At 53.8% G+C, this 26,825-nt stretch carries 23 protein-coding genes and 1 pseudogene; 9 read left to right on the top strand and 15 right to left on the bottom strand.

The window, feature by feature from the left end; translation table 11 throughout:
• The 5 genes from glgB to glgP are packed head-to-tail and all read left to right on the top strand — an operon-like array spanning position 1 to position 9,369.
• On the top strand, positions 1 to 2,187 hold the full coding sequence (gene glgB, locus N2K86_RS20975) for a 1,4-alpha-glucan branching enzyme (protein ID WP_260659836.1): 2,187 nt from the start codon (positions 1 to 3) through the stop codon (positions 2,185 to 2,187).
• Positions 2,184 to 4,157, top strand: coding sequence for a glycogen debranching protein GlgX (gene glgX / locus N2K86_RS20970; protein ID WP_260659835.1), 1,974 nt, complete (start codon positions 2,184 to 2,186; stop codon positions 4,155 to 4,157). Before glgB ends, glgX begins: the two co-directional genes overlap by 4 nt.
• Before the next feature lie 17 nt (positions 4,158 to 4,174).
• Positions 4,175 to 5,470, top strand: a complete 1,296-nt coding sequence (gene glgC / locus N2K86_RS20965; protein WP_042718928.1) for a glucose-1-phosphate adenylyltransferase — start codon at positions 4,175 to 4,177, stop codon at positions 5,468 to 5,470.
• Complete coding sequence (gene glgA, locus N2K86_RS20960; protein ID WP_260661740.1) at positions 5,470 to 6,903, top strand: glycogen synthase GlgA; 1,434 nt, start codon at positions 5,470 to 5,472, stop codon at positions 6,901 to 6,903. The genes glgC and glgA overlap by 1 nt, the downstream gene beginning before the upstream one ends.
• 18 nt (positions 6,904 to 6,921) lie before the next feature.
• Positions 6,922 to 9,369: a glycogen phosphorylase gene (gene glgP, locus N2K86_RS20955; RefSeq protein WP_260659834.1), complete on the top strand. Its 2,448-nt coding sequence runs from the start codon at positions 6,922 to 6,924 to the stop codon at positions 9,367 to 9,369.
• Positions 9,370 to 9,455: 86 nt separating this feature from the next.
• Here glgP and glpD read toward each other — a convergent pair whose 3' ends face one another.
• Positions 9,456 to 10,964 carry a glycerol-3-phosphate dehydrogenase gene (gene glpD, locus N2K86_RS20950; RefSeq protein ID WP_260659833.1) on the bottom strand — a complete coding sequence of 503 codons (1,509 nt, stop codon included), beginning with the start codon at positions 10,962 to 10,964 and terminating at the stop codon, positions 9,456 to 9,458.
• A 239-nt stretch (positions 10,965 to 11,203) separates the two neighbouring features.
• On the opposite strand from glpD, the gene glpE reads away from it, so the two are divergent.
• Genes glpE through N2K86_RS20935 form a run of 3 tightly spaced genes read left to right on the top strand, consistent with a single transcriptional unit; the run spans position 11,204 to position 13,188 of the window.
• Positions 11,204 to 11,536, top strand: a complete 333-nt coding sequence (gene glpE / locus N2K86_RS20945; protein ID WP_006177908.1) for a thiosulfate sulfurtransferase GlpE — start codon at positions 11,204 to 11,206, stop codon at positions 11,534 to 11,536.
• Between the two features lie 46 nt (positions 11,537 to 11,582).
• Positions 11,583 to 12,413: a rhomboid family intramembrane serine protease GlpG gene (gene glpG / locus N2K86_RS20940; protein WP_260659832.1), complete on the top strand. Its 831-nt coding sequence runs from the start codon at positions 11,583 to 11,585 to the stop codon at positions 12,411 to 12,413.
• Between the two features lie 16 nt (positions 12,414 to 12,429).
• Positions 12,430 to 13,188, top strand: coding sequence for a DeoR/GlpR family transcriptional regulator (locus tag N2K86_RS20935; protein WP_008503060.1), 759 nt, complete (start codon positions 12,430 to 12,432; stop codon positions 13,186 to 13,188).
• A 336-nt stretch (positions 13,189 to 13,524) separates the two neighbouring features.
• Here the strand turns inward: N2K86_RS20935 and N2K86_RS20930 are convergent, their stop codons facing one another.
• The 7 genes and pseudogenes from N2K86_RS20930 to N2K86_RS20900 form a co-directional block, all read right to left on the bottom strand.
• The gene (locus N2K86_RS20930; protein WP_260659831.1) at positions 13,525 to 13,962 is read right to left on the bottom strand and encodes a hypothetical protein; all 438 of its coding nucleotides are present in this window, start codon (positions 13,960 to 13,962) and stop codon (positions 13,525 to 13,527) included.
• 2 nt (positions 13,963 to 13,964) lie between these two features.
• A complete protein-coding gene (locus N2K86_RS20925; RefSeq protein ID WP_260659830.1) occupies positions 13,965 to 14,363 on the bottom strand; it encodes a hypothetical protein in 399 nt (132 codons plus the stop codon).
• Between the two features lie 9 nt (positions 14,364 to 14,372).
• Positions 14,373 to 14,504: pseudogene (locus N2K86_RS20920) on the bottom strand (RHS repeat-associated core domain-containing protein); the annotation flags it as partial.
• A 216-nt stretch (positions 14,505 to 14,720) separates the two neighbouring features.
• Positions 14,721 to 14,894 carry a hypothetical protein gene (locus N2K86_RS20915; protein WP_260659829.1) on the bottom strand — a complete coding sequence of 58 codons (174 nt, stop codon included), beginning with the start codon at positions 14,892 to 14,894 and terminating at the stop codon, positions 14,721 to 14,723.
• Between the two features lie 2 nt (positions 14,895 to 14,896).
• Positions 14,897 to 15,262, bottom strand: coding sequence for a hypothetical protein (locus N2K86_RS20910; RefSeq protein ID WP_260659828.1), 366 nt, complete (start codon positions 15,260 to 15,262; stop codon positions 14,897 to 14,899).
• Positions 15,232 to 15,618, bottom strand: a complete 387-nt coding sequence (locus N2K86_RS22610; protein ID WP_313771636.1) for an RHS repeat-associated core domain-containing protein — start codon at positions 15,616 to 15,618, stop codon at positions 15,232 to 15,234. The genes N2K86_RS20910 and N2K86_RS22610 overlap by 31 nt, the downstream gene beginning before the upstream one ends.
• Before the next feature lie 97 nt (positions 15,619 to 15,715).
• Positions 15,716 to 15,925, bottom strand: a complete 210-nt coding sequence (locus tag N2K86_RS20900) for a hypothetical protein (protein WP_260659827.1) — start codon at positions 15,923 to 15,925, stop codon at positions 15,716 to 15,718.
• Between the two features lie 27 nt (positions 15,926 to 15,952).
• Here N2K86_RS20900 and N2K86_RS20895 point away from each other — a divergent pair, with 27 nt between their 5' ends.
• Positions 15,953 to 16,192, top strand: a complete 240-nt coding sequence (locus N2K86_RS20895; protein WP_260659826.1) for a hypothetical protein — start codon at positions 15,953 to 15,955, stop codon at positions 16,190 to 16,192.
• Positions 16,193 to 16,228: 36 nt separating this feature from the next.
• On the opposite strand, the gene N2K86_RS20890 is transcribed toward N2K86_RS20895, so the two are convergent.
• From N2K86_RS20890 to malT, 7 genes are all read right to left on the bottom strand, one after another.
• Positions 16,229 to 16,612, bottom strand: a complete 384-nt coding sequence (locus tag N2K86_RS20890) for a hypothetical protein (protein ID WP_260659825.1) — start codon at positions 16,610 to 16,612, stop codon at positions 16,229 to 16,231.
• Positions 16,609 to 17,073: a hypothetical protein gene (locus N2K86_RS20885; protein WP_260661754.1), complete on the bottom strand. Its 465-nt coding sequence runs from the start codon at positions 17,071 to 17,073 to the stop codon at positions 16,609 to 16,611. Before N2K86_RS20885 ends, N2K86_RS20890 begins: the two co-directional genes overlap by 4 nt.
• Positions 17,074 to 17,239: 166 nt before the next feature.
• Entirely contained in the window at positions 17,240 to 17,647 is a 408-nt protein-coding gene (locus tag N2K86_RS20880; protein ID WP_260659824.1) for a hypothetical protein, read from the bottom strand.
• A 91-nt stretch (positions 17,648 to 17,738) separates the two neighbouring features.
• Positions 17,739 to 21,341, bottom strand: coding sequence for an RHS repeat-associated core domain-containing protein (locus N2K86_RS20875; protein ID WP_260659823.1), 3,603 nt, complete (start codon positions 21,339 to 21,341; stop codon positions 17,739 to 17,741).
• Positions 21,342 to 21,440: 99 nt separating this feature from the next.
• Positions 21,441 to 22,592: a hypothetical protein gene (locus N2K86_RS20870; protein ID WP_260659822.1), complete on the bottom strand. Its 1,152-nt coding sequence runs from the start codon at positions 22,590 to 22,592 to the stop codon at positions 21,441 to 21,443.
• A 2-nt stretch (positions 22,593 to 22,594) separates the two neighbouring features.
• Positions 22,595 to 23,356: a DUF4123 domain-containing protein gene (locus N2K86_RS20865; RefSeq protein ID WP_260659821.1), complete on the bottom strand. Its 762-nt coding sequence runs from the start codon at positions 23,354 to 23,356 to the stop codon at positions 22,595 to 22,597.
• Between the two features lie 200 nt (positions 23,357 to 23,556).
• Positions 23,557 to 26,262 (bottom strand): HTH-type transcriptional regulator MalT, encoded by a 2,706-nt coding sequence (malT, locus tag N2K86_RS20860; protein ID WP_260659820.1) that lies wholly within the window; start codon positions 26,260 to 26,262, stop codon positions 23,557 to 23,559.
• Positions 26,263 to 26,825: the final 563 nt, after the last annotated feature.

Raw genomic sequence — 26,825 nt, 5'->3', positions numbered from 1 at the left:
ATGTCCGATCGTGTGGATAGAGACGTGATTAATGCGCTTATTGCGGGTCATTTTGCTGACCCCTTTTCTGTGCTTGGGATGCACCGAACGGAGGCTGGACTGGAAGTTCGGGCGCTGTTGCCGGATGCCACCGAAGTCTGGGTGATTGAGCCCAAAACCGGCCGCAAGGTCGGTAATCTGGAATGCCTCGATTCCCGTGGCTTCTTCTCGGGTGTGATGCCCCGTCGTAAAAACCCTTTTCGCTACCAGCTTGCCGTCATCTGGCACGGCCAGCAGAACCTGATCGACGACCCTTACAGCTTCGGCCCGCTCCTTAAAGAGATGGATGCCTGGCTGTTGTCCGAAGGGACTCACCTGCGTCCCTATGAAACGCTGGGCGCTCACGCCGATACCATGGACGGTATTACCGGCACGCGCTTTTCCGTGTGGGCACCGAATGCCCAGCGGGTTTCCGTTGTCGGGCAGTTCAACTATTGGGATGGCCGTCGTCATCCGATGCGCCTGCGCCGTGAAACCGGCATCTGGGAGCTGTTTATCCCCGGCGCGCAAAACGGCCAGCTCTATAAGTTTGAGATGATCGATGCCAACGGCAAGCTGCGTATTAAAGCTGACCCGTATGCCTTTGAAGCGCAGATGCGCCCGGATACCGCATCGCTGATCTGTGGGCTGCCGGAGAAGATCGTCCAGACGGAAGAACGCAAGCAGGCCAACCGCTTCGACGCGCCAATCTCCGTCTATGAGGTGCATCTCGGCTCCTGGCGTCGCCACACCGATAATAACTTCTGGCTCAGCTATCGTGAGTTGGCCGATCAGCTGGTGCCGTACGCCAAATGGATGGGCTTTACTCACCTTGAGCTGCTGCCGGTTAACGAACACCCGTTCGACGGAAGCTGGGGCTACCAGCCTACCGGGCTGTATGCGCCAACGCGCCGCTTCGGCACGCGCGATGATTTCCGCTATTTCATCAATGCCGCGCATGCCGCCGGGCTGAACGTGATCCTCGACTGGGTGCCCGGCCACTTCCCGTCTGATGATTTCAGTTTATCGGAATTTGACGGCACGAAGCTGTACGAGCACAGCGACCCGCGCGAAGGCTATCACCAGGACTGGAACACGCTGATCTATAACTACGGTCGCCGTGAAGTAACAAACTTCCTGGTGGGCAACGCGCTGTACTGGATCGAGCGCTTCGGTATTGATGCCCTACGCGTCGATGCGGTGGCGTCGATGATCTACCGCGACTACAGCCGCAAAGAGGGAGAGTGGATCCCGAACGAGTATGGCGGCCGTGAAAATCTGGAAGCCATTGAATTCCTGCGCAGCACCAACCGCATTCTCGGCGAGCAGGTGGAAGGTGCGGTGACGATGGCGGAAGAATCCACCGACTTCCCCGGCGTCTCGCGTCCACCGTCAATGGGCGGTCTGGGGTTCTGGTACAAGTGGAACCTGGGCTGGATGCACGACACGCTTGACTATATGAAGCTCGACCCGGTTCACCGTCAGTATCACCACGACAAGCTCACCTTCGGGCTGCTCTATAACTACACCGAAAACTTTATGCTGCCGCTGTCGCACGATGAAGTGGTGCACGGCAAAAAATCCATTCTTGACCGCATGCCGGGCGACGCGTGGCAGAAGTTTGCCAACCTGCGCGCTTACTACGGCTGGATGTTCGCTTTCCCGGGCAAGAAGCTGCTGTTTATGGGCAATGAATTCGCTCAGGGCCGCGAGTGGAACCACGATTCCAGCCTCGACTGGCACCTGCTGGAAGGCGGTGATAACTGGCATCACGGCGTACAGCGTCTGGTGCGCGACCTGAACCTGACCTATCGCCACCACAAAGCGCTGCACGAGCTGGATTTCGATCCGTACGGCTTCGAGTGGCTGGTGGTGGACGATCGTGAACGTTCGGTGTTTGTCTTTGTGCGCCGCGATAAAGCGGGCAATGAAATTATCGTTGCCAGCAACTTTACGCCGGTGCCGCGCGAACATTACCGCTTCGGCATTAACCAGGCGGGTAAATGGCGCGAAATACTGAACACCGATTCCATGCATTATCACGGCAGCAACGCGGGTAACGGTGGTCTGGTGCAGAGCGATGCACTCGAAAGCCACGGGCGGCCAAACTCATTGAGCCTGACGCTGCCGCCGCTTAGCACCATCTGGCTGGTGCGGGAGGGGGAATGACGCAGCTTACGGCAGGTAATCCCGAACCGCTCGGGGCGCGCTTTGACGGGAAGGGGGTGAACTTCACGCTCTTTTCTGCGCACGCGGAGCGGGTAGAACTCTGTGTGTTTGACGGGGAAGGTAACGAGCACCGTTACGATTTACCCGCGCGCACGGGGGATATCTGGCACGGTTATCTGTCCGGCGGGCGTCCGGGCATGCACTATGGTTTTCGCGTTCACGGCGCATGGGAGCCTTCACAGGGGCACTGGTTTAACCCGGCGAAGCTGTTGATTGACCCGTGTGCGCACCGCGTGGACGGCGAGTTTAAAGACGACCCGATATTCCACGTCGGCTACGGTGAGCCCGACCACCGCGACAGCGCGCCGCTCGCGCCAAAAAGCGTGGTGGTGAACGACCTCTACGACTGGGAAGACGATGCCCCGCCGCGCACGCCGTGGGGCAATACCGTCATTTACGAAGCGCATGTGAAAGGGCTGACGTATCTGCACCCGTCGATCCCCAAAGAGATACGCGGCACTTATAAAGCGCTCGGGCATCCGACGCTGGTTGCCTACCTGAAGCACTTAGGGATCACCGCGCTGGAGCTGCTGCCCGTGGCGCATTTCGCCAGCGAGCCGCGGTTACAGCGCCTTGGGCTGAGCAACTACTGGGGTTACAACCCGCTGGCGATGTTCGCCCTTGAACCCCGCTATGCCGCCGATCCTGAAAAAGCCCGGGACGAGTTCCGCGATGCGGTGAAGGCGCTCCACGCGGCGGGCATTGAGGTCATTCTGGACGTGGTGCTCAACCACAGTGCTGAAAGCGATCTCGATGGCCCGACGCTCTCGCAGCGCGGAATTGATAACCGTAGCTATTATTGGATCAGGGAAGATGGTGATTACTACAACTGGACCGGCTGCGGTAACACCCTCAATCTCAGCCATCCGGCGGTGACGCATTATGCGTATGAGTGCCTGAAATATTGGGTAGAAACCTTCCATGTCGACGGTTTTCGTTTCGACCTGGCCCCCGTAATAGGGCGCACGCCAGCGTTCAGCCAGCAGGCGCCGCTGTTTGAGGCAATCAAAAATTGCCCGGTGTTGTCGCAGGTGAAGCTGATTGCCGAGCCGTGGGACATTGGTGAGGGCGGCTATCAGGTGGGAAATTTCCCGCCGCTGTTTGCCGAGTGGAACGATCACTACCGCGATGCCATCCGCCGCTTCTGGCTGGCGCGCGATCTGTCGTTGGGGGAATTCGCAGGACGTTTTGCCGGTTCCAGCGATCTCTTTAAGCGCGACGGCAAACGTCCGTCGGCCACCATCAACCTGGTGACGGCGCACGACGGTTTCACGCTTCGCGACTGCGTTTGTTTCAATCAGAAACACAATGAGGCAAACGGTGAGGAGAATCGCGATGGGACTAACAATAACCATAGCTTTAACCATGGTATAGAAGGGTTAGGCGGAAGTCTGGATGTGATCGAGCGGCGACGCGCCAGCGTTCACGCGCTGCTGACGACGCTTTTGTTGTCGCAGGGCACGCCGATGCTGCTGGCGGGCGACGAGCACGGTCACAGCCAGCACGGCAACAACAACGCCTATTGCCAGGATAACACCTTAACCTGGCTCGACTGGGGAGAAGCAAACAGCGGGTTGACCCATTTCACCGCGGCGCTGATCCACCTTCGCCAGCAAATCCCGGCGCTTACCGCCGACAGCTGGTGGGAAGAGGGCGACGGCAACGTTCGCTGGCTGAATAAAGACGCGCAACCGCTGAGCGCGCAAGAGTGGCAACACGGCATAACCTGTCTGCAAATCCTGCTGTCGGATAAGTGGCTGGTCACGCTGAACGCGACGGATGACGTCGCAGAGATTGTTTTACCTGACGGGGAGTGGCGAGCCGTTCCCCCCTTTGCCGGAGTGGATAATCCGGTTGTTATGGCTGTCTGGCACGGGCCTGCGCACGGAGTGTGCGTATTCCAAAGATGATAAAAAAGGAGTTAGTCATGGTTAGATTAGAGAAGAACGATCCGTTAATGTTGGCGCGCCAGCTACCATTAAAAACTGTTGCCCTGATACTCGCGGGCGGGCGTGGAACCCGTCTGAAAGATTTGACCATCAAGCGCGCCAAACCGGCCGTTCACTTTGGTGGTAAGTTCCGCATTATCGACTTTGCGCTCTCCAACTGCCTGAACTCAGGCATTCGCCGCATTGGCGTCATTACTCAGTATCAGTCGCACACGCTGGTGCAGCATATCCAGCGCGGCTGGTCGTTCTTCAGCGAAGAGATGAACGAGTTTGTCGATCTGCTCCCGGCGCAGCAGCGCGTTCACGGGGAAAACTGGTATCGCGGCACGGCGGATGCGGTGACCCAGAACCTCGACATCATTCGCCGCTACAGTGCGGAATACATTGTCATCCTCGCGGGTGACCACATCTACAAGCAAGACTACTCCCACATGCTCATTGACCACGTCGAAAAAGGGGCGCGCTGCACCGTGGCGTGTCTGCCGGTGCCCGTTGCTGAGGCGACGGCGTTTGGTGTGATGCACGTGGATGCCGACGACAAGATTATCGACTTTGTTGAAAAACCGGCGAACCCGCCGACCATGCCAGGAGATGACACCAAATCGCTCGCCAGCATGGGGATCTATATCTTTGATGCAGAGTACCTTTATGAGCTGCTGGAAGAAGACGACAAAGACGAAAACTCCAGCCACGACTTCGGTAAAGACATCATCCCGAAAATCACCAAAGCTGGCATGGCGTATGCACATCCTTTCCCGCTGTCCTGCGTACAGTCAGACCCGAATGCGGAACCTTACTGGCGCGACGTCGGTACGCTGGAAGCTTACTGGAAAGCGAACCTCGACCTGGCGTCCGTTACGCCTGAACTGGATATGTACGACCAGAACTGGCCGATTCGCACTCATATGGAATCGCTGCCGCCCGCGAAGTTCGTGCAGGACCGCTCCGGCAGCCACGGCATGACGCTGAACTCGCTGGTTTCCGGCGGGTGCATTATCTCCGGCTCCGTGGTGGTGCAGTCCGTGCTGTTCCCCCGCGTGCGTGTAAATTCATTCTGTAATATCGACTCGGCAGTCCTGCTGCCGGATGTCTGGGTAGGGCGCTCGTGTCGTCTTCGCCGTTGCGTGATCGACCGTGCCTGCGTCATCCCTGAAGGGATGGTGATTGGTGAAAACGCGGAAGAAGATGCGCGTCGCTTCTACCGTTCTGAAGAGGGGATCGTGTTAGTCACACGGGAAATGTTGCGGAAGCTGCAAATCAAACAGGAGCGATGATGCAGGTTTTACACGTATGTTCTGAGATGTTCCCGTTGCTGAAGACGGGCGGGCTGGCGGATGTTCTTGGCGCATTACCGGCGGCGCAAATCGCCGGTGGGGTGGATACCCGAGTCCTATTGCCCGCCTTCCCGGATATCCGGCGTGGTATTCCTGATGCAAAGGTCGTTACCCGCCGTGAAACCTTCGCCGGACGCATCACCCTGCTGTTTGGACATTACAATGGCGTAGGGATTTACCTGATCGACGCGCCGCACCTATACGACCGACCGGGCAGTCCGTATCACGATACGAACCTGTTCGCCTATACCGATAACGTGCTGCGCTTTGCGCTGCTCGGCTGGGTGGGGGCGGAGATGGCCGTCGGGCTGGACCCATTCTGGCGACCGGATGTGGTACACGCGCATGACTGGCACGCCGGGCTTGCTCCGGCCTATCTGGCGGCACGTGGTCACCCGGCGAAATCGGTCTTTACCGTACACAATCTGGCGTACCAGGGCATGTACTATGCCCATCATATGAATGACATCGATCTGCCATGGTCGTTCTATAACATGCACGGTCTGGAGTTTAACGGGCAGATCTCGTTCCTGAAGGCGGGGCTGTACTACGCCGATCACATCACGGCGGTGAGTCCAACCTACGCGCGTGAAATCACCCAGCCAGAGTTTGGCTACGGTCTGGAAGGGCTGTTACAACAGCGCCACCGTGAAGGCCGTCTGTCGGGCATTCTGAACGGCGTGGATGAAAAGATCTGGAGTCCGGATACCGATCTCCTTTTGGCTGCACGCTATGGCCGCGATTCGGTGGAAGACAAAGCCGAAAACAAACGCCAGCTGCAAATTGCGATGGGGCTGAAGGTGAACGACAAAGTGCCACTGTTCGCCGTGGTCAGCCGCCTGACCAGCCAGAAAGGGCTGGATTTGGTGCTCGAAGCGCTACCAGGATTACTGGAGCAGGGCGGTCAACTGGCGCTGCTCGGCGCGGGAGACCCGGTGTTGCAGGAAGGTTTTCTTGCCGCCGCTGCGGAACATCCGGGGCAGGTGGGCGTGCAGATTGGTTATCACGAAGCGTTCTCGCACCGCATCATGGGTGGGGCTGACGTCATTCTGGTGCCGAGCCGCTTTGAACCCTGCGGCCTGACGCAGCTCTACGGCCTGAAATACGGCACGCTGCCGCTGGTACGCCGTACGGGCGGGCTGGCGGATACGGTGTCCGACAGCTCTCTGGAAAATCTGGCGGACGGTATCGCCAGCGGCTTTGTTTTTGAGGACAGTAATGCCTGGTCGCTGCTTCGCGCGATTCGGCGTGCGTTCGTCTTGTGGTCCCGTCCATCGCTGTGGCGTTACGTACAACGTCAGGCGATGTCCATGGACTTTAGCTGGCATGTCGCGGCGCAGTCCTACCGCGACCTTTATCAACGCTTGATGTAACGAGGCGAAGTTACTGATATGAATGCTCCATTTAGCTACTCTTCACCCACGCTCAGCGTTGAGGCGTTAAAGCACTCCATCGCCTACAAGCTGATGTTCACCATCGGGAAAGATCCGGTTATCGCCAACAAACACGAGTGGCTGAACGCCACCCTGTTTGCGGTGCGTGACCGTTTAGTCGAACGCTGGTTGCGCTCCAACCGCGCCCAGCTCTCACAGGAAACGCGTCAGGTTTACTACCTGTCGATGGAATTTTTGATTGGCCGCACCCTCTCCAACGCGCTGCTGTCGCTCGGTATTTATGACGACGTAAAAACCGCACTGGAAGAGATGGGGCTGGATTTAGAAGAGCTGATCGACGAAGAGAACGACCCCGGCCTCGGAAACGGCGGTCTGGGACGTCTTGCCGCCTGCTTCCTCGACTCGCTGGCGACGCTGGCGCTGCCGGGCCGCGGGTACGGCATTCGCTACGATTACGGTATGTTCAAGCAGAACATCGTTGATGGCCGCCAGAAAGAGTCCCCGGATTACTGGCTGGAATACGGCAACCCGTGGGAGTTCAAGCGTCACAACACGCGCTATAAAGTGCGCTTTGGCGGGCGTATTCAGCAGGAAGGGAAAAAATCCCGCTGGGTCGAAACCGAAGAGATCCTCGCCGTGGCCTATGACCAGATCATCCCCGGCTACGACACCGACGCCACCAACACGCTGCGCCTGTGGAATGCCCAGGCCAGTAGCGAGATCAACCTCGGTAAATTTAACCAGGGCGACTACTTTGCGGCAGTGGAAGATAAAAACCACTCCGAGAACGTGTCCCGCGTACTGTATCCGGACGACTCGACCTACTCGGGCCGCGAGCTGCGCCTGCGTCAGGAGTATTTCCTCGTCTCCTCGACGATTCAGGACATCCTCAGCCGTCATCACCAGCTGCACAAAACCTACGCCAATCTGGCGGAGAAAACGGCGATTCACCTCAACGATACGCATCCTGTGCTCTCCATTCCGGAACTGATGCGCCTGCTGATCGACGAACATAAGTTCAGCTGGGATGACGCCTTTGAAGTGACCTGTCAGGTGTTCTCGTACACCAACCACACGCTGATGAGCGAAGCGCTGGAAACCTGGCCGGTGGATATGCTCGGCAAAATTCTGCCGCGCCATCTGCAGATTATCTTTGAGATCAACGACTACTTTCTCAAGACCCTGCAGGAACAGTATCCGAACGATACCGGCCTGCTGAGCCGTGCGTCGATCATCGATGAATCCAATGGTCGCCGCGTGCGCATGGCCTGGCTGGCGGTGGTGATCAGCCACAAGGTCAACGGGGTGTCCGAGCTGCACTCGAACCTGATGGTGCAGTCGCTGTTTGCGGACTTCGCGAAGATCTTCCCAACGCGTTTCTGTAACGTGACCAATGGCGTCACGCCGCGCCGCTGGCTGGCGCTGGCGAACCAGCCGCTGTCTGACGTGCTGGATGAGAATATCGGCCGCACCTGGCGCACCGATTTGAGCCAGCTGAGCGAGCTGGAACAGCACATTGATTTCCCGACGGTGAATAAAGCCGTGCGTGAAGCCAAGCTCCTCAACAAGAAGCGTCTGGCGGTCTGGCTGGCGATGCATCTGAACGTGGTGGCGAACCCGAAAGCGCTGTTCGACGTGCAGATCAAACGTATTCACGAGTACAAACGCCAGCTGATGAACGTGCTGCATGTGATCACGCACTACAACCGTATCAAGGCCGACCCTACGGCTGACTGGGTGCCGCGCGTGAAAATCTTTGCCGGTAAGGCGGCCTCCGCTTATTACATGGCGAAGCACATCATTCACCTGATTAACGACGTGGCGAAGGTGGTGAACACCGATCCGGACATCGGCGACAAGCTGAAGGTGGTATTCATCCCTAACTACAGCGTGAGCCTGGCGCAGCTGATCATCCCGGCGGCGGATCTCTCAGAGCAGATTTCCACGGCGGGGACGGAAGCGTCCGGCACCAGTAACATGAAGTTTGCCCTGAACGGCGCGCTGACCATCGGCACGCTGGACGGCGCGAACGTCGAGATGCTGGAGCATGTGGGGGCGGAGAATATCTTTATTTTCGGTAATACCACGGAAGAGGTGGAGGAACTGCGCAGGCAGGGCTACAAACCGCGTGAGTATTATGAAGAGGATGAAGAGCTGCGACAGGTGCTGACCCAAATCGCGACCGGGTTGTTTAATCCTGAAGAGCCGGGACGCTACCGGGACCTGGTGGATTCGCTGATTAACTTTGGCGACCACTACCAGGTGCTGGCGGATTATCGCAGCTACGTGGATTGTCAGGACAGGGTGGACGAGCTGTACCGTCAGCAGGAGAAGTGGACCATCACCGCGATGCATAACATCGCCAATATGGGGTATTTCTCGTCTGACCGGACCATCAAGGAGTATGCCGAGACGATCTGGCATATTGATCCGGTGCGGTTGTAAAAACAAAGCCCGGTGGCGCTGCGCTTACCGGGCCTACGGGATCGAGTAGGCCGGGTAAGGCGGAGCCGCCACCCGGCTTTTTTCAATTAAGACGCTAGCGACAGCTCACGCTTTCCCGCATGCTGCTGCAACCACTGCGCCACGCGAGACTGCTGCTCGGCGTTGAGCCACATCCCTTCTTTGGTACGACGCCAGATGGCGTCATCCAGGCAGCGAACCCACTCATGCTCGACCAGATAACGCAGCTCGGCTTCGTACAGCTCGTGACCGAAATGCTCGCCCAGATCGGCTAGCGCTTTCGCGTCACCCAGGAACAGCTCGGTATTGCTGCCGTATGTGCGGGCATAGTGGCGCGCCATGCCTTCGGTGATGAACGGGAAACGACGGCGCAGCTTCGCGGCGTAATCATCGCGATTATCGCCGATATCACCGCCAGGCAGGACCGCGCCTTTGGTCCACGACGGGCCAATGCCTTTGTAGTACGGGGCCAGTTTTTCCAGCGCGTGCTCGGCCAGCTTGCGATAGGTGGTCAGCTTGCCGCCAAACACCGACAGCAGCGGCGTCTGGCCGTCTACGTCGTGAATATCAAGCGTGTAGTCGCGGGTGATGGCCTGCGGCGAGTCAGATTCGTCATCGCACAGCGGACGCACGCCGGAGTAGGTCCAGACCACGTCATCACGCGCCAGCTGCTTCTTAAAGTGCGCGTTATACACTTTCAGCAGGTAGTTCACTTCGCTCTCGTCGATTTCGACGTTTTTCGGATCGCCTTTGTACTCCACGTCGGTGGTACCGATGATCGAGAACTCGTCCATCCACGGGATGACAAACACGATGCGTTTATCTTCGTTCTGCAGAATGTAGGCCTGCTTTTGGGTATGCACGCGCGGCACCACAATGTGGCTGCCCTTGATCAGGCGAATGCCGTACGGGGACGGCAGGTGCATGCCGTCATCGAAGAACTGCTTCACCCACGGGCCGGTGGCGTTCACCAGACCGCGTGCTTTCCAGCTGAACTTCTCGCCGGTATCCACGTCTTCCGCTTCCACAATCCACAGACCGTTTTCACGACGCGCGGCGGTGGCGCGGGTACGGGTTTTCACCTCACCGCCTTTTTTCTCCACCATCTGCGCATTCGCCAGCACCAGACGCGCATCGTCCACCCAGCAGTCGGAATATTCGAAACCGCGCACGATTTCAGGCTTAAGGACCGATTCTGAGCCAAAACGCAAACCGTTCGAACCCGGCAGGCTGGTGCGCTTACCCAGATGATCGTACATAAACAGACCGATTCGGATCATCCACGCCGGACGCAGGTGCGGGCGATGGGGCAGGCGGAAGCGCATCGGAATAGCCAGATGCGGGGCCATTTTCAGCAGCACTTCGCGTTCGGCCAGTGCTTCGCTGACCAGGCGGAATTCGTAGTGTTCCAGGTAGCGCAGGCCACCGTGAATCAGTTTGGAGCTGGCGGACGAGGTCGCGCAGGCGAGATCGTTAGCTTCCAGCATCAGTACGGATAAACCGCGTCCTGCGGCATCGACCGCAATACCGGCACCGTTGATGCCACCGCCTATCACAATCAGATCTTTGGTTTCCATAACACCCTCACGCACTTTCGTTAAAGCTCAGAAATGTTCGATATCGCTCATAATAGCAAAGGAACGCGCTTTTGGTAACATCAAAAAAACAATTTAGAGTGATATGGATAACATAATGGCGTTTACCCGCCGCCAGGACGTACACTACGGGGTAAAATCGCATTCTCCCTCTCCCGTGGGAGAGGGCCGGGGTGAGGGCACCAGACCGCACCTAATCTGAACACTGTAAAGAGAACACCATGGATCAGTTTGAATGTATTAACGTTGAAGAAGCCCACCAGAAGATGCACCAGGGAAAAGCGGTGCTGGTGGACATCCGCGATCCGCAAAGCTTTGCTATGGGCCACACGCCGGGCGCGTTCCATCTCACCAACGATACGCTGGGCGCGTTTATGCGCGATAACGACTTCGAGACGCCGGTAATGGTCATGTGCTACCACGGCAACAGCAGCAAAGGCGCAGCGCAGTATCTGCTTCAGCAGGGTTACGATGCGGTGTACAGCGTCGACGGCGGCTTCGATGCCTGGCATCGTCATTTCCCGGCAGAAGTGGAATACGCTTTTGAGCGCTGATCCCGCTATACTGTCCCCTTTTGTGTGGAAATAAGCGACGACCGCCATGTTGATGATTACCTCCTTTACCAACCCGCGCGTCGCCCAGGCGTTTGTCGACTATATGGCGACGCAGGGCGTTATCCTGACTATTCAACAACATACCCAGACTGACGTTTGGCTGGCCGACGAGAGCCAGGCCGGGCGAGTAAACGAGGAGCTGGCGCGTTTTCTTGAGAACCCTGGCGATCCACGCTATCTGGCAGCAAGCTGGCAATCCGGCCACACCGGCAGCGGGTTGCACTACCGTCGTTTTCCCTTCCTTGCCACCATCCGCGAACGCGCAGGGCCGTTCACGCTGCTGCTGATGGCGGCCTGCATCATCGTCTTCATTATGATGAACGTGGTGGGCGACCAGAGCGTGATGATTGCCCTGGCGTGGCCGTACGATCCGTCGCTGCAGTTTGACGTCTGGCGCTACTTTACCCACGCGCTGATGCACTTCTCGCTAATGCACATCCTCTTTAACCTGCTGTGGTGGTGGTATCTCGGTGGTATCGTGGAGAAGCGGCTCGGCAGCGGCAAACTGATCGTTATCACCATTATTAGCGCCCTGCTGAGCGGCTATGTGCAGCACAAATTCAGCGGCCCGTGGTTCGGCGGATTGTCGGGCGTGGTGTACGCCCTGATGGGCTATGTCTGGCTCAGAGGTGAACGCGACCCTGAAAGCGGCATCTATCTGCAACGCGGTTTGATAACCTTTGCGTTAATATGGCTAATTGCCGGATGGTTTGATCTGTTTGGTATGTCTATCGCCAACGGTGCGCACGTCACCGGGCTGGCCGTGGGGCTGGTGATGGCGCTGACCGACACGCTTCATGCGCGAAAACGAACATAATTCTCAGGGATAATTGATGAAACAAACACAACGTCATGACGCCATTATCGAACTGGTAAAAAAACAGGGATACGTCAGCACTGAAGAGCTGGTTGAGCAGTTTGCCGTTAGCCCGCAAACCATCCGTCGTGACCTGAACGACCTGGCCGATCAAAACCGCATTCTGCGCCACCACGGCGGCGCGGCGCTGCCGTCCAGCTCGGTCAACACCTCCTGGCATGACCGTAAAGCCACGCAGACGGCAGAGAAAGAGCGCATTGCCCGCAAAGTTGCCAGCCAGATCCCGAACGGGGCGACGCTGTTTATTGATATCGGCACCACGCCGGAAGCGGTGGCCCATGCGCTGCTGGATCACGAGAACCTGCGCGTGGTGACCAACAACCTGAACGTCGCCAATACCCTGATGCAGAAAGACGATTTCCGCATCATCCTCGCAGGCGGTGAACTGCGCAGCCGCGACGGCGGGATTATTGGCGAAGCGACGCTCGATTTTATCTCTCAGTTCCGCCTCGACTTCGGCATTTTGGGGATCAGCGGCATCGACAGCGACGGCTCGCTGCTGGAGTTTGATTATCACGAGGTGCGCACCAAGCGCGCGATTATCGAGAACTCCCGCCACGTGATGCTGGTGGTGGACCATTCCAAGTTTGGCCGTAATGCGATGGTGAACATGGGCAGCATCAGCATGGTGGATGCGGTCTATACCGACGTGATGCCGCCAGCGGGCGTGATGCAGGTGATTAAAGATAATAATTTGCAGCTGGAATTGTGTTGATTGTTTGCTGCCTATAGGGGGAGGGGCTGCTCTGTCAGGCGGCCGAAGCGGTCACAGGTCATGCGGGTACCGCCGTATTTCAGTAGGCGGTTGCCCGTGGCATCCTAGGGGAAACCGTCTTCCGGCTGGGCGTCAGGATGGTGGTGGGGCAACTCAGCATGTAGCAGTTGATCTGTGTCATCATAACAGTAGCGAGCAGCGATCTGCTTCTGGTGCTCGGTTATCAGCCGGTCAATGCGGTCGTATTGCCAGGCCCGGCAGGTGTTAATGGTTCAGGAGATAAAATGGACACTTGAGAAAGCATCATCCAAATCTTATAAATAAAAATTTCGCATATCATAAGATAGTTTCTTTATATGCTTCAGGTGCGATACGCCATACAGTACCGTTGGGAAGTTGAGGCAAAAATAAAAAACCTCCTAAATATTTGTGTTCAAACAGGGATGATTGCTTACCATCTTTGTCATCGAATTCATCATAGCCATAATAATATTTTTCATAATCAGGTAGACACTTTATTTCATCCAGACTACATCCAATAAAGATTTCTATGAATATTAATAAATCGATCTTATGAATATCTGTTGACCACCAAATCCATCCTTCACCTTGTCCAACCATTCCTAATGGCTCAAATTCAATGTTAATAAAATAAGTCTCTAAATTTTGCTGTGAATTATGAAAACTAAATGAAACAACTATTTTATTAAATTCTTCATTCAATATCTCCCGATAGATGCATTTCCCTATATATTTTTTAATTGCTTTTGACATAACTATTCACCCTTTATAAGAATGGCAGGTTTCAATCTTATACTAATACTATCCCGCAATGTTAAATTATAGTGTGCATTGTATCTATGTTTAGTTGGGCCACTAGAGTGGACTTCAATTGTATTGTTGGGATCAGCTTTATTGATCAAATTTCCACGGTATGCTTCTGAAGGATCGAAAGTTCCGGGGATATAATCACCTCCTCCTCCCGGCTTTAATTCGGGCATATGATCAAGGATATCTCTTGCTTCCTCGACACTATTGACTGTAATGTCCTCACCCTTTCTCAATTTTTCGATCTGTTTATCCCTATTCGGATTGGAGTTATTGAAGTCAGGTACAGGCGGTGCAGGATCCTTAACAGAGCTATTTTCAAATCCAGTTGCATCTATCTTAAACAACCCCAGCGGAACAACCCACCCAACCGGATCCCCGTCCGCATACGCATACCCGTTCAGCCAGCCAGCCAGCCCCTCCGGGTCAGGCGTGATATACCGCCCGTGATGCGGGTCGTAGTAACGATGCAGATTGTAAAAGAGCCCAGTCTCGCGGTCTTCTTACTGGTCCGGCAGGCGCAAGTTATTGTCGCCATGCCCGCCGGTCAGGCCTCTTTCGCGAAGTTACTCCAGTATTCTCGGTGACTCAGTATTCTGATAGTCCATCCGAGCGCAGAATAGTTTGTTAGTTGTACAAACTGGAGCTATGAAGTTATCCGTAGATATTCATAAGTTCACTGATTAATTTTATGTCATCTTCGATCAGATTTTTTTAGATAAATGACAGATCTCATAATGAACATGCCTCATAGGTATACAATACTTATTTTCTTGAATTGATTTCATGATTCTTTCAATATCACTTGCTTCTGAAAGGTATTTCTTAAGCAATTTTAAAATGACAATCTCTGCTTCCTCTCTTTTTTCAAGATTCATATCTACTCCGGAATGATATAAAGTGAGTGAAATTTTATTTCGCGTCGATCTGCATGAAGTTGCACTGCCATTCCCGACCCAAATTCAGGATATGCCATTGCAAAAGGTTCTAATTTCCCAGACGCCGGATCGTCTCCTCCCCAAAAAGGTATTCGAACCCTGGGAATTCCTTTTTCATAGAGTTGTAATGTATCAAAGACTCCAACTAATCTTGCGTCACTCCATGCAGGAGAGACTTGATAAGCATCCCGTGCAGCTCTTCCTGAAACATATTTTTCAAACCCTATATATGTTGATGCCGCAGACATGCCGCTGAAAGTTTCCTCTACACGATTGTTTACACTTCCTTCATCATCCAGATATCGCATATATCTATACCCAGTCGAAGGAGGGTCGCTTCCGGCCCGTCAGGTCCTACATAAAAATCAGGTCGATCTGTATTTTCAAAACCATTTTTATCAAATGGCGATAACCCCAGCGGATCAACACACCCAACCGGATCCCCGCCCGCATACGCATACTCGTTCAGCCCTCCCGCCAGCCCCACCGGATTAGGCGTGATATACCGTCCGTGGCGCGGGTCGTAGTAACGGTGCAGATTGTAAAAGAGCCCGGTCTCGCGGTCTTCGTACTGGCCCGGCAGGTGAGCAAGCAAGGTTTCATCCCTGAGGTTAGCCCAGGCGAGCCGCTGTGCCAGCCAGAGCGTTTTCCCCGCCGTGTCCATCAACTGGCCATCAACGGTTTAGTCTGTGCTGGCATTTATACTTGTCCACAATGGCAGCATATTCGGTATTAAAACATTCACTTCGACGACATAAATATTATTTTATATATTTTTGGGGATTGTCTCTTACTTGTTTCAAAAAATAATTTAATTTATTTTTGTCGTGAATAAGCTCCATGCTTTTACTCAAACTTAAGGGTATCTTTACTTCAAACAGTGCGGAGCTACCACACATTACATTAATGTGTCTGCCCACATTATCTTCGATAATTTCGTAGTTATATGGTTCTGAAATAATTATTGGCATCAATATTTCCTTTCTGTGTATGAGCCCTTGGGAATACTGTCTACAACGCCTGCGCGTGGCGGACGGCGTCATGAGGGTCTGCCGGTGCAGGGTGCGCCGCCCCCGGCTGTCGTACCGGTACTGGTGCAGCAGGTCGTTGCCCTGCTGCCAGGTACTGAGTCGCGTTTTGCCGTCGTACTTTACTGGGCGGAACAGGTGGTTAAGAACGCGCTGGTTTATTGGACTGAAAGGATGTGGGGGATCAAAATAAAGACCGGGAATATTTAATTATCTCCGGTCCTTATTTTGATGAGTCTAGAGATACTAATCCATTAATGATTCAGTCTTTATTATAGCGTCCCAAGACTTATTGTAAATAAATTCAATTTGTTTTTCACTATGTCCTAACGCTTGCCAGGTTGCACTAATTGCAGCACATTTCATTGCAAAAAAATCAGTATCTGAAACAGATTCAATTAAGTTTGAAATTATAAAAGATGCTGTTTTTCCTCCAGCCTCAACATGCTTACTGTAAGCATACAATATTCCACTGTTAATATAATTACCATATTCTTTTTTATAAAATCCTACATATGGAATATTTGCCCATGTTATAGATTCATCGTTATATTCAATAGCTTCAATTTCTATGCAAGCATATGAACATCGCCCATTTTTATGTTTTAAAAATTTAGATGAATGTTTCATGCTTTTTTCATCGATAAAATAAAGAAAATACTTTTTGAAAAAAAGAATTCATCACCAATACCTGCGCCTCTAATGATATGATCATACCCATCAAGTTCCGGCAGAGCATTACCTAATGCAGAATATTTAGATAACCAGTCATCCTGAGCGTCATCAAATAGTTTTCTTAAGTCCATGGTATGGAAATCATTATAATTGGTTCTAGATATATTAACTTCGATTATATTTAATTCTGTATCATCTACCCAAGGTCTTTTTTTTAACCATGTTAAATAATTTTCTGCATCATCGAGGCTGCTCCATGTATATAATCCTTCACCAAAATGGACTTCAGTTGGTTTATTAGGCCACGGTTCATCTCCGCCTAAAAGTTGTTCAATGCGCCCTTTACTTTGGACTGAATAAAAAGATTTTTGTCCATCTGATTTTGGCAAATCCGGCAGTAGCCCCAGCGGATCCACATATCCGACCGGATTGCCATCAACGTACGCGTACGCATTCAGCCCCCCAGCCAGCCCCACCGGGTCTGCACAAATGTACAGTCCCGTTTCGCAATCATAGTATCAGAACTGGTTATAATACAATAAAAAAACTGGAGAAATGAAAAGGATTTTCCCGACATTGTTTTTATTTTCTTAATGAACCGACCCATTTTTTATAAAAATCAATTTGCTCATCTGGAGTTTCAGCAATATTCTTGTCATCAAAATCAAAAGTGTGCACTATATTGTCTCTGGCCGCTTGTTTCCCTATAACAAGCTCATATGCAACCATCCCTTGAGACATCTGCCTGGCCATACTCGACGGATAGACATTTATCTTTGCTCCCTTACATAAGAACTTAATATAAGGTGCTTTTCTTCTGAGTTCAACAAGACAAGAAAAATAATCATTCCCTTCAGATATGATACAATTTTCTCCGTTATTATAAAAGAACTCTAATCTGCATATTGAATCTACTTCTTTTAGTCGAATTTCGGCTCTTTCATTAATGCCGTTGTTTATTATATCAATTATCTTAATATCTTCTTTCATAACACTCAATACCTGTTTGGATTCAATATAGTATAGTTTCCCCAACTACCATCCGCATTGACTGGTGTAGCACCAAGAACATCTTCTGGTTTTATCCCCCTGGTACAGCTATTTCCGCTTCTCTAGTGAAAGGTGAGTCCGCACCTAATGCCTTATTAATATCAATGCCATTACTAGCTCGAGTATAATATACGTATCCATCTTTACTTCCGTAGCTAGTAGCAAATTCTGTAGCTATATTTCTATCTGGCGTGGTACTGATAAAATTACTTGGTGGATTATCGCTGTCAAGGGCATGTAAAAATAAATCATCACTGTCACCTTTAGGTTTAAATCCATCTCTGAATATCTCATCGGGAGATCTTCTATTATCTCCACGATAAGTAATTATATCACCCTTACATAACCCAAGCGGATCTATCCATTTCAGCGGATTTGGTACGTATGTGTACTGGTTAAGCCCACCCTTCAACCCTATCGGGTCCGGCGTGATATACCGCCCGTGGCGCGGGTCGTAGTAACGGTGCAGATTGTAAAAGAGCCCGGTCTCGCGGTCTTCATACTGGCCCGGCAGGCGCAGGCAGTTATCTGTCCCCTCAGCCAGCCAGGTTTCCTCCCTGAGGGTACCCCAGGCGAGCCGCTGTGCCCGCCAGACCGTTTTCCCTGCTGCGTCCGTCAGCTCAACGGGCGCGCCGGTGGTGTCCGTGCCGTACCACCACACCTGCGGAGTCTGCACCAGAGCATGGTGGTGCGTCTGCGCCAGCGGGGTCCAGCTGCCGGGGTGATAAATATAGCCCCGGTAGTCCCGTCTGCCGGAGAGCATTTCACCGGAGAGGCGGGAGCCGTGCCAGAAAAAGTACCGCGTTTCCCCGTGACCGGTCTTTGATGTGCGCCGGTTAAGAACATCATAAGTATACGTGACCTGCTGCCCGTCGGGCAGCTCGCTGCGTACCAGACGGTGACGGCAATCATAGTGATGGCGGGTGACGCCCCGGAAGCCGTGCTGCTCAGTCAGGCGGCCGAAGCGGTCATACGACATCCGTGTGCCGCCGTATTTCAGCAGGCGGTTGCCGGTCACATCCTGCTGCGCCTGGCCGGGATGCCAGACGCGGTTACCCGTGGTGTCCCAGGTGAATCCCTCTTCCGGCTGGTCCTCCGGACGCTGGTGCGGCAGCTCAGCCTGCAGCAGGCGGCCAGCGTCATCGTAGTGATAGCGTCGCGGGTCATCGCCGGTAATGTCCGTCAGCCGGCCGTCAGGGGAATACTGAAACGCCTGCGCGTGGCGGACGGCGTCATGGAGGGTCTGCCGGTGCAGGGTGCGGCGCCCCCGGCTGTCGTACCGGTACTGGTGCAGCAGGCCGTTGCCCTGCTGCCAGGCACTGAGTCGCGTTTTGCCGTCGTACTGCCAGCGGGCGAGGAGGGTGTCGCCGAGATGCAACTGCGTCAGGCGTCCGGCGTCATAGCTGAACTGCTGCCACTGTCCGTCGGGCTGCATCACGCCGCTCAGGCGGCCCAGTTCATCGTAACGGTAGCGGGTGGTGGCCCGCTCCTGGTACTCCGCCGTCAGGCGCCCGAAGCGGTCATACTGCCAGGCCAGGGAGGAGGAGGCGTCTTCAGCTTCAGTCAGTCGTCCCGCGGCGTCATAGCGGCGGCGCAGGGTCTCCCCGTCCGGAAGGGTGGTGCAGACCAGATGCCCGCCGGGGGCATAGTCATACGTGGTCACCCACGGCGTGGCGCTGTGGTCGCTGCCGTATTCCCGCTTCTCTTTCAGCCGCCCGGCCCGGTCGTATGACCACTGCGTTTTCACCCCGTCGAAGCGGATTTCCTCACACAGCAGGCCGTCTTCCTGGTAGCGCAGGCGGTGGGACTCCCCCTTCTGGTTAATGATTTCGCTAACCTGCAGGTGCACATTATCGTAGCGGTACTGTAGTGAGGTGCCGTCCGGCAGGCGCTTGCGGGTTAACAGATGCAGCGGGGCATCGTAGTCATAGTGCGTGACCCGGCCCGCTTCATCCTCATGACGGGTGACTTTTCCCCAGGCGTTGTAACGCCAGTGCGCGGCCGTGCCGTCGGGGTGCGTCAGGCTGAGCAGATGGCCGGCGGCGTTATATTCATAACGGGTGAGGCTGCCGTACTCGTCCTGAACGGTGGCGGGATGAACGCAGCTTCCGCGGTAGGTATACTGACGCGTTCCGCTGCGGCGCGTTTCAGACTCGCAGCGGCCCAGCGCGTCGTAGCGAAAGCGGCGAACGTCGCCATCGGGAAGAATAACCTGCGTGATGCATCCCTGCGGGGAGTACTGCCAGCGGGTGCTCAGGCCATCCGGGGTGATGGCCTCCGTGATGTCCCCGCAGGCGTTGCGCCGATACTGCCAGACCAGGGCGTCACGACCGTGCCCCTGCTGTTTTCTGACGACCGCGCCGTTCAGCCAGGCGTAACGCACACTCTGACCGTCCGGCAGCGTGACCAGGTTCAGCTCACCCGTTTCGCTGTAAAAATAGCGCGAGGTGTCGCCTTCACCGTTGATAAAGGCAGTACACAGGCCGGCCTCATTATATCGCCACTGTTTTTGCGCCCCGGAGGCGCTGACCTCAAGGGTCTGCAGGCCGGTTTCATTGTGCTCATGGGTTTGCTGCGAGCCGTCGGCGCGGGTCAGGGTGACGCGGCGGGCGGCGGTGTCGTAAGCGTAGCGCGTATCCAGCTGCGCAAAGTTGCCGTACTGCCGGGTGCAGCGGGCCTGACCGTCGACGTCCTCCCACTCCCAGTGAAACTCCGCGCCGCCGGCGAGTCGGCGCGAGATAATCACGTTATCCGGACGATAGCGGTAATGCTCCGTCTCGTCAGAAACATTGCGCACGGAAATTAACTGGCCGCTGTCGCTGTAGCCGTAGCGGGCGAGGATATGTTCCGTCTGCCAGCCCTCGCCGTTATTGCGATTGAACTGACGTCTGACTTCCGATATCAGCGGAGCGGTCGCGGAGGTGTACACGAAGGCGAGCCGCCAGCCCGCGCTGTTACTGAGCGAGGCCAGCCGCCCGGAAGGGTCACAGCCCACGTGCAACTGGTTGCCGTACCGGTCCTGAATCACGCTCAGCCTGGCCGTGTCGCCGTCGCGAATAAAAATATACTCCAGGCCGTTACCTCTGCTCAGGGCATAGCCGTCCCGGAGGGGCAATCCGTTTACCCGGGCAGGGCCGAGCGTGGCGCGACCGGTGAGGTTCAGAATGTGGGGGGCGCTCTCATCCGGCAGGGGAAAGACGGTGGTACGGTGCTCATCGTCGCGCCACTCCACGGTATCGCCATGAAACGTGAGCGTATGCGCGAGGCTGTGGGTCCAGCCGTGCCCGAGCGGACCGTTAATGCCGGCGGCTGTGGAGCGGTAAAAGCGTCGCCAGGTAAAGGCGGGGAGGCCCGGGAGTGTGCCGTCTTCAATGGCGAGCAGCTCTTCGCCGTTCAGGAGCGAAACCGGGTCACCATCGGTGGGGGTATCTTTATGAGGAGGCGTGTTTTTACCATCCGGCCCCCTGCCGGACTGGTTGTGCGGCTTTATTTCGATACCGAGTGCCGTCTGGTGGGTGTGCTGATAGTCTGCGTTAAAGGAGATGTTTTCGGGGCGTGCCGGATCCCTGCTTAGTTCAGCGCTGTAACTTTTTTTTGTATTGAGATGACCCGCGTTCGGAATGCTGGCGGTCATCTCCAGGTGATGGGATGATTTGAGGGCTGTACGTATATCATCGAGCAGGGAATTTATTTTAAATGGAAATCCTTTTGCCATTTTTGTTGTCCTTGAGGATTATATTTTGGGAATATCAGAAGTCGTGGCAAACCCGCTCAGGTTGTCCAGGCCGTCAACCAGATATGTCATTATTCCTGCGGGTAGAATTAAATTAAGGATCACCATAATAAGTATCTGTCCAAATGCTTCTCCAATCGTATCAACAATCAGTTGCGGAGTGAGAAGGCTTATAAAGTGCAGTAAGGTCTTACCGACGATGTAGATAAGAATTTCATCGCTTAGCATCATAAGCGTATCCGATATTTGTTTTGTGCCATTTTCGATTTGCTTCTGAAGTTCCTGTAAACCTTCTGCTGAAATATATTTACTGAGCGCATCCAGATTACAGTTTGTTATCCAGTCCCAAATCAGTTTTACCGTATCGTACAGTGCCATTATCTGGCTGAGCATCCCTGTGACAATATGAGACACGGCCTGAACCCCATCCAGATTAGGATTTTTTGCCCATTCCTCCCAGGCCGGATTTAGCTCATTGTCCCACGTTGTTTGTAACCAGCTTGCACATGCATCGGCCACGCTGCGATAAGACTCCACGAGCTGGTTAATCATCTCATCGCTGATGTCTGAGTTAATCACAAGCGCAAATTCATAACCTGCTTCACAGGCAGGAATGTTCAGGATGGCTTGACCCCGTGCGTCAAATTTCTGCACAGACCCTACAGGTGTTCCTCCATTAATATTTATGCTCCGCCATTCCTGAAAACCAAGAGCGTTGACATCCTGAAAAAACGCTCCCCGATAGCGTACCGGATTTGCATTCTTTTTTTGTTCTGCGGAAAACTTTAAAATCTGAAACTGCATGTCTGGGATTGGAATAAATTTCGCGGCTTCAAAGGCATGTGTCAATGTGACCGTTTTTCCCGTATTTTTACTGCATTCCATCCAGGAACCGATTTTTTTCTTTTCTGTATTTTCTGTGGTTAATACCATATCACCTGATTTTATCTGCTGCTCCATATCCAGCAGACTACCCCAAAATTGATTTTTATTATCTGAGCGGTAGTTAGTTATCGAATTTTTGATATCAGTAATCGCACTTTGAAATTTCTCATTGGCTTCAGATAAAATATGTTCGGGTGAATAGGGAACGGTAATGTAAATCAGCTTTCCCGAGGGGGAATAGCCAGGGTAAGTGTAACCGTATGCCATTTTTATGTCCTGTCCAGTTCTGACATCACAATACTCAGCCAGTCATTCTTGCTGCACACTTCTGGCGTCAGCAATTGACCTAAACGTCTCGTAAGTTGTTTTTCTGGCCAGTTTAAAATGCGTTCAGGATAAACCTCACTTATTACTTTCAGGGCATTTAAAACGAATGGCATATTGTTTGAATGATTCATTGTATCAATTAAATTTTGAGGGATTGACAATGGGAAGCGGTGTTGCGGCACGCTCTCTGGAGACGTTGTGAGATGATGTGTCTTACCATTCAGCCAGTAATCAGAAAATGCGGGCAGTATTTTTCCCCATTCTTCACCATAAAAATTGACATGATGCGAAAAAAAACCGGCATCCCAGTAGCGAAAGAAAACGGTATTGCCTTCAGGCATGTTAACCTGCATAAGGTTTCGGAGCTGGGCAGCGATCTTCTCCGTCGATAACGATGAGTTGCCCAGCCAGCCCCAGCCACGATGATTTGCAGACTCTTTTTCGACCCAGAGGAGGAAGCGGCTGTACCGTGCCACGGGAACCAGCACAGGCATAACAGCACGCCATTCGGCATAACGAGTATTGCTGTAGAGGCCAAAAGGCGTCGCCGAACCATCATATTTATACCAGGCTTTTACGCCATGAGCGCCGTTTGTATTGGCCAGAATGGCAAAAAGAGAACCAGAAGAGAGGGACTGAATCCATTTATCTACTGAAATCCATGACGTAATCTCAGTATTAATAGAAGGCTTATTTATATTCATAATAAATATGGCTACCGCACTGGGTATTTATGAGGGGATAGTGTTTCTGCGGAGGGGTAAAGTCAACGGCGAGGAAATGTTTTCGGAATTTTAATATATTAAATATTGATCGTTGTGATTAATTTATAATTGCTGGGAATGGTTTTTTTCATTAAAAATAAAAAGTGCGAGGCTATCGCACTTTTTATTTGAGAAAAAAATTAAACACCGTACCCCATCATCTTCAACAGCTGCTGCGCATGCTGTACCGCATCCTGTCGATGCGCCACACCCAGCTTCTGATACAGATTACGGATATGCGTTTTGATGGTGGTCGCCGCGACCGCCAGCTCACCGGCAATCTGCTCATTGCTGTAGCCGGAATAGATCAGCCCGAGAACCTGCCATTCACGCTGGGTGAGCGGGCTGGTGCGGATAAGTTCAGGGACTTCCGGGTGGTTCAGCAGACGTTCTACAAAGTTCTCATCGAAATGGGCGAACTTATGGCGATGGTGCTGGTTAATCTCGCGCAGAATACGCTGAGCGCGATGCTGATCCAGTTCCGGCAGCGTATTGAGCTGAATAAGCTGGCGCAACTGCTGCGCCATGACTTCACCTTCAATGACAAAGTGGCTGACAAACCCGGTGCGGTTAGCCAGCTGTAGGGCTTCCAGCAGCACGCGCTGAGCGTCATTTTTACGCCCAGCCTGCCAGTAGAGCTGGTTCAGCAGCAGCAGGTTGCGGTTCAGGTCGCTCATCAGCCGCAGGCTGCGTGCGTTTTCGTTTAACTCTTCCAGCACGATCTCGGCCGGTTCAAACTCACCCAGCAGGATCTGCGCGCGGGCAATGTTCCGCCACTGGCTCTGCAGGAAGTGGTTGTTGGCAAATTCCGGTTTCGGCGTTTGACGCAGCCAGTTGGCGGCGGACTTTTTATCGCCGATCATCTGCCAGTAAATCACCCGAACCTTATCGGCGTTTGACACCCAGTCGCTGTGATACTGACCGTTGCCGAGCAGGTTCTCCAGGCGGTTAAGGTGGTTGCGGGCATTATCCAGATCCCCACGCGCCAGCGAACACTGGACCAGCAGCGCCAGACACTGCAACTGCTGCTGCGGCTGGAAGCTGGAGAGTACGTCTACACCCTGACGGGCGCAGCTTTCGGCCTCGTCCAGACGCGACCACGCCCACAGCAGCTGAGCGCGAATACGCAACAGGAACTCGTGCATCGGCAGCTGTTCCAGGTGCTGTTCACGAATCAGCTGGAACGCTTTTTCCTGATTTTCCCAGGCGGCCTGCAGGAACCCCTGCGCAAATAAAATCTCGCTCTGTTGGATCAGGCTCCACAGCGCGTAGTGCCAGACATCATGACGACGCGCCATCTGTTCGGTTTGCTGCATCAGTGAAAGCGAGCGGGTGAGGTCGCCCTTACAGTGCAACACTTCGCCATGCACCGAAGTCGCCACAATGCGGCTGTAGAAGTTTGCCAGCGGCAGTTCATCCAGCGCGACCATCGCCAGGCGTTCTGCCTCTTCCGGATCGCCGTCGTTGATCGCCACCTGAGCACGCAGGGCGTTAAACTCGCCGTGCAGGGTGGCATCCATTTCACTTTCCATCTCCTGCTCGGCACGCGCCAGCAGGGTGTTAACTTCGCTGTAGCGATGCTGGCTCTGCATCAGCCAGGCCTGCAGCAGCACCAGACGCGGGTTCTCCAGCAGGCTTTCCCACGGCAGCGCTTTTAACGACTCTTCAAGCAGCGTCAGCTCGCTGTGGTTGAACAGGCCCCATGCATGGTTGAGAAGGATATCGCGCAGCATGCTGGCATCACCGGCGGCCAGCGCGTGGTGGATGGCCTCGCTCGGGAAGCCTTGTGCCATCCAGCTTTCCGCAGCGGCGCGGTGGATCTCCGGAAGGTCAACCGCCAGTTCCCACTGACATCGCTGGCGCAGGAAGCTGCCAAACAGCGGGTGATAGCTAAACCACTCGCCGGGGTCGTCCATACGTGTCAGAAACAGCCCCTGACGTTCAATCTCTTCAAGCTGTAGCTGGCCGTTCTCACAGCCGGTGACGCGCACAATCAGCGCATCGTTCATGGAACGCAGCAGGGAGCTCTTCAGCAGGAAATTACGGGTAGAGGGATCGACGCTGTCCAGCACCTCATCCACCAGATAATCAGAAAGGTGGCTGGCGTTGATACCCGCCAGACGCCGCGCAGACTGATGCGCCGGACTGTTGTTTTGCCGGGCAGAGAGCGCGATAAGCTGCAGCGCCGTGGCCCAGCCCGCGACATCATCACACAGGCGGCTGCTTTCGGCGGCCTCAATCGGCGAGGTCAGGCGGCAGTCAAAGAACTGTTTCGCTTCCTGGTGGGTGAAGGCCAGCTGTTGGCTGCCCACTTCGAGAAGCTGATCGCGCACGCGCAGGTTGGCAATACCCAACTGCGGCAGGTTACGTGACAAGACAACTAAGGTCAGGTTTTCTGGCTGATGGCGCAGGAAGAAGCGCATCGACTCGTGGATCACCGGGTTTGTGATCAGATGATAATCATCAATCACCACATATAGCGGGCGATGCCATTCGGCCAGTTCGATAAACAGCTGTGAGAAAAGGGAAGACAGGCTGGCGTACTGGCGCTTTTGCACCATCACCTCACTGGCGACACAATGCCCATTGGTGGCCTGTTGGATGGCGGCAATCAGATAGCTGGCAAAACGCTCTTGCTGGTTATCACCCTCGTCGAGGGAGTACCAGCCGAGATCGCTTTTACCTGCGGCCCATTGTGAAATGAGCGTTGTTTTTCCATAACCTGCAGGGCTCGTAACCAGCGCCAGTCGGAAATTATGCGCGCCGGAAAGTTTAGCCAGCAGACGCTCGCGGACCACTGTATGGTCAAGACGAACCGGGCGACTTAATTTAGACGGAATCAACATAGGTTTCACTTCACTGTGGGGAACGAGAGATTTTATTTTTTTTGCGCTTCGTAATTAATGGATATAAGGTCGGCCAATAAGTTAACTATTGCAAGTTATGTCTGGATTTGGTGGCTGTGAATTTGCACTCTGTCACAAAACATTCAGGCAGATGATGGAACTTTCTGGAAAGGTCTTTGACGCCCCGTCAATGCTGGCTTGTATGGCTGTGTTGCGGCTGCGCTGAAACTGGTTTCAGAAAGGGATAGTAACGTTAAATGTAATATACTCCTGGTAAAGTTAAGGGCGATTAATAATCTCCACAGTTATTACCCGATTGCAGAAATATTATTGTACGTAAGCAATTATTTCTGCGTGGAATAATTTCTTGCGGAACTGCATTTCATTTTTTTGACACTCTTCCAGGATATCTTTTCACCTGCCGTTCACACTTACAGAGTGGCCTCGATCACACTTTTATGCTCATCCCCGCTACTCCTCCCTGCCTAATCCCCCACAGGAGGAGGAAGAGGCGGAATGAGCCAGGCACACTAGCGCCAACATGTGTTTTCTTTCTACAGGAT

It is taken from the genome of Enterobacter mori (assembly GCF_025244905.1).
Lineage (GTDB): Bacteria > Pseudomonadota > Gammaproteobacteria > Enterobacterales > Enterobacteriaceae > Enterobacter > Enterobacter mori_A.
This window is presented reverse-complemented; position numbering and strand designations above follow the sequence as displayed.